Raw genomic sequence first — 3936 nt, 5'->3', positions numbered from 1 at the left:
CAGATGGCCAACAGCAACGCCGTCAGAATGGCGGCATAACAACAACCGGGTATAGCTTATTCAAACCCAAAAACTGTCCGAACAGACGGGTCCACCTCTAGGTTCCGCTGACCACGCCACGACTGAGTGGTACCTGACGATGCGTACACCGGTCATCAAGTGCGAACACCAGCCCTGCCTCTGGACGGACAATGACAACCGGTCTGCTGCCGCAATAAACCCCGATTGCTTTTTGATGTCTCAGATCTGCACTGCGCAAAGCGGGATACCATTGTGCATTGTGGTCCGGATCAAAAGGTTGCAGTAGAGTATGTGTCATGCCCATGACAATTCCTCCAAAATCTTGTTAATGGACGAAGGTCGCCGCCACGCAAGCACGTTGAACCTTCGCCAAGTCTGAAAGTGTATTGTGAACCTCAGGCGGTAATTGCCTACCGTCCTTATTGGTGAAACGCATTGTCGTAGACGGTGTAATAATCACGCGCCTTCGTAGACATTCTGCACGGATCTTATCTATCCATCGCATCGCGCTATAGACATCCGTTGGAATCCGATTCAGGCCGTCCACAACTCCCAGAAGAAGGTCACAGCGCGGATTAAGATTAGAGAGCACCGATGGAAGTTCTGCGCCGCCGCGCACCATATCGATATGAAGGCCATTCATCGGCAATGACATGACGTGGGGCAGGTTACGCCAGAAGCCCCCTCCTCCCCCGACGAAGACGAGGGATAGTGCATGTCCGGATGCCACCTCTGCCATGCTCCGCCATGCCAGTTCCATCGCCGTCTGGCGTTCTTTCGACATCGGACCAGCCGTTGTGACAGGTTCCGTAATCTGAACCCAGAAACAGCCTGCCGTGGCGAGTTCGTGTAGAATCTCGATGTACACCGGAAGAAGCTTCAATAACAACAGGACAGGGTCCGTGCCGTCAGTCCGGTCACATGCGGCAAGAAAGCTCACTGGCCCTAGAAGCACAGGCACAGTCGCGATCCCGCGTTGCCATGCATCAACAAATGCATCGCGGACAGGATTGCTGCATAAGTGGAAGAACGTCTGATCTGTCAGTTCGGGCATGCGCTTCCTGCCGCACTGAGGAGCCTTCCCCACACCCACCATCTGTGCTGTCTGCCACACGCGATGCCAGTCATCCGGGCAGGAATTGGACGCTACATGCGAGACGCCTGTGCGCCGCTGCAAAGCGGTCAATGCGGGGGTATCAAAACCCGAGAGACCAAGCGTCCCGGTCAGTAGCATGAGGGTTCACCGCAGGTCTGCGCATCATCATGCCAGTTTGTAATTGTGGAAGTGCCGTGTCGTTCAGCGACAGGCAAGCCTATGCAGTGCTGCAAAGCCGTGCTCCTGCCTCCGGTTCATCCCGCCCGGCGGCCGTGAGATCGACAGTGGCAGGTCTCCTGGCTCACGGATTATCGCAGATCGTGTCTACCTTCCCGTTGCTGACACAACAGTGGCCCATTCCCCTCAGAAAATGGACGACACGACCCCATACCGCTTACAGTTGCGGGAGCAGCCACCGACTGGCTTCCGGGACGGACCCTGCCGAAGCGGAACGGTGTTCCCTTTTCATCCGTTTGCACGGAACCACTGACTATATAGAAGGCGAATATGCCACCACCTTCCACTTTTCAGCAATGTTTTCCTTTCAATGCTGATCAGACGGCCAAGTACACTCTACGTCTTATCATATTCATACGTTTTATATGATTTAACAATAATATAAATTAGTACTTTCTGTTCGTGTATTTATACTTAAAAAGTAATGCTGCTGTGCAGGCCGAAAATCGCTTCGTCACCTACGCGGCGCAAACCGGTCCAATCCGGCGCGCCGCCCGAAGGGTGCCATACGTACTGAAAATCAGGCTGCATGACCATCCACGGCGTAACCTGCGCCTGATAGGTCAGTTCAAGATGGTTTTCATTGCCCTGCACAAGCGTCTGACTGTCGCGGTCAAATTGCCGCAGGCCGGAACTGGCGCGACCAATGCCCCAGCCCAGACCGATCGTGTCGTTATCGCGCCCCTTAAACGGCGCCTTAAGATTCAGGCCGGCGTCAATAGCGAAGCTGATCTGGTTACGATCACCGCCATTACCCGTGGCGCGTACGAACACGCCCACCGAGCGGGCCGATGTGAGCGACGGCCGCCAGATCATCTGGTCGATGATACCATACACCATCCAGTTACCCCGGTCCCAGCGCGGGGTCAGGTCACTTTGTGGCGTGGCTGCGGTGGCGTTGGCCACGGCAGCTCCTAACGAACCGCCATTGCGGTTGTAACGATAGTCGGCGAACTTCGCGGTATCATAGAACCCGCCCAGCTTGTACACGCCCGGCAGGCCAGGATTCTTGGCCACGTTCGACATGTCGGCCGGCTGCGGGTTAAGCGCGTATTGCAGTTCGGTCATCAGCAGGGCACCGGTGCCCATGTTGAAATTGGTGCCGTTGGCGCCATCATAGGTCTGGCTGGTGGGATCGGAATTATAGCCGCTGATGGAGCCGGTAGCCTGCTGGATGGGGGTAGAATTATAGCGGTTACCCGGCGGATTGTCGTCCGCTGCGGCAAACATGAAGGTGAACTTCTCGCTCGGCCGGTAGCGGATCCGGATGGCGGGAGACGACAGCGGCCAGGACGGCCCGCCGCCGTACAGGTTGACCGAGGGCGCCATGGGCCAGCCGAAATTGGCGTTGAGGTAAAGCGAGGCGTAATCGCTGATCAGGAACTCGGTATCAAGATCCTGCTGGCCGATCTTTACGTCCAGCTTGCCGCCAAGGAAAGACTGCTGGTACCACAGTTCGAACAGGCGGGTGGAACGGTCAGCCTCAAATCCGCTGACAGGGTTGAAATTGGCCAGATGGTCCTGCGAGATCGAGCGCCCGCGTGTCTGCAGTGCGCTGACATTGAACAGCCCCCCCTTCAGCCCGAACAGTTTCTCGGTATCGACGGTCAGCGTGGGCATGGTTACACCGTCGTAGGACGGGCCGGTGCCTGATCCGCCTGCACCATCATTACCAGAAGCCGAACCGCCAGTCCCGTTGCCCCAGAGTTCATCGACTTCCTGGATGTCGAAGCTGATGCCGTGCTTGTACATCCATGACCGCGCGCCCCACATATTGCCTAGCAGGTTACCACTGGTGTCGAGTTTATCGTCACCAGCCGCCTTCTCCGCAGCATCGGCTTGCGCGCGCTCCGAATCACGTATGGTTGCTGGGTCGATCTGCTCAACCAGCGGAGTGGAGTTGCCAAGGCGCGCCCGATCTTCCTCGATCTGGGTCTGAGGAGCCTGAGCATAAGCGGCTGAGTATGCGAAGAGACTTCCTACCAGAGTGGAATTGATAAAAAGCACACGAGCCGAGCGTTGCGTATCGCCCGGAGAGTCAAGAAATGTCATGGAGGGAGCCTGTCGGGGAAGCGTCGGGAAAAGGAGCAACAATTCCGAATGCAGTCATTTCCCGACTGGGAAACAAACACGCATGCCGTCGCGACAGAGCGTCAAAGAAGAAAATGCATCACGCCTTGATCCGCCTCCGGCTCCACCCGCCCGGCGACATATCTGAACTCGACGGTAGGTCTCCTGACTCACGGGTCACCACGTTGCATCCGCCTTCCCAACCGAAGTCAGTGGCTGCTACCCAATCTGGTAGCTGAGGACACAATGCTCGCCGTCTACAGTTGCGGGGGCAGCTGTCGACTGAACTCCCGGGGAAATTGCCCCAGCCAGAGTTATACGACATTCCCTTTTCACCCGTTCGCACGGGACCGTCGACTTGATAGACAGTGTTATAAAATTCTTATCCCCAAAAAGGCAAGACAGGATAATTAGAGATGGGGTGGTTGCCGTCCTCCCCGCACGGCATCGCAATGTGCCAGAATGGTCGTTGGAAGAAACGACTGCGCGAAAGGACGGCAGATGAAGGATAC

The 3936-nt window shown here is 56.5% G+C and carries 3 protein-coding genes and 2 riboswitches; all 3 genes read right to left on the bottom strand.

Features of this window, described 5'->3' with window-relative positions; all coding sequences use genetic code 11:
- Nucleotides 1-97: 97 nt before the first annotated feature.
- On the bottom strand, nucleotides 98-319 hold the full coding sequence (locus CFR72_RS16350; RefSeq protein ID WP_227744511.1) for a Rieske (2Fe-2S) protein: 222 nt from the start codon (nucleotides 317-319) through the stop codon (nucleotides 98-100).
- A gap of 27 nt (nucleotides 320-346) precedes the next feature.
- Entirely contained in the window at nucleotides 347-1075 is a 729-nt protein-coding gene (locus tag CFR72_RS16345) for a uroporphyrinogen decarboxylase/cobalamine-independent methonine synthase family protein (RefSeq protein WP_231850456.1), read from the bottom strand.
- A 311-nt stretch (nucleotides 1076-1386) separates the two neighbouring features.
- Nucleotides 1387-1620, bottom strand: a riboswitch (cobalamin riboswitch).
- A 148-nt stretch (nucleotides 1621-1768) separates the two neighbouring features.
- Nucleotides 1769-3406 carry a carbohydrate porin gene (locus tag CFR72_RS16340; protein ID WP_014106891.1) on the bottom strand — a complete coding sequence of 546 codons (1638 nt, stop codon included), beginning with the start codon at nucleotides 3404-3406 and terminating at the stop codon, nucleotides 1769-1771.
- A gap of 156 nt (nucleotides 3407-3562) precedes the next feature.
- Nucleotides 3563-3794: riboswitch (cobalamin riboswitch) on the bottom strand.
- Between the last annotated feature and the right edge of the window lie 142 nt (nucleotides 3795-3936).

Origin of the sequence: Gluconacetobacter entanii (genome assembly GCF_003206495.1) — a bacterium.
GTDB lineage: Bacteria > Pseudomonadota > Alphaproteobacteria > Acetobacterales > Acetobacteraceae > Novacetimonas > Novacetimonas entanii.
Note: the sequence above shows the minus strand (reverse complement) of the source record. Positions and strands in the feature narration are given on the sequence as shown.

Excerpts from the sequence above, each read along its gene's own strand:
- CFR72_RS16350 (WP_227744511.1), bottom strand. The coding sequence starts at position 319 with ATGACACATACTCTACTGCAACCTTTTGATCCGGACCACAATGCACAA.
- CFR72_RS16340 (WP_014106891.1), bottom strand. The coding sequence starts at position 3,406 with ATGACATTTCTTGACTCTCCGGGCGATACGCAACGCTCGGCTCGTGTG.
- CFR72_RS16345 (WP_231850456.1), bottom strand. The coding sequence starts at position 1,075 with ATGCCCGAACTGACAGATCAGACGTTCTTCCACTTATGCAGCAATCCT.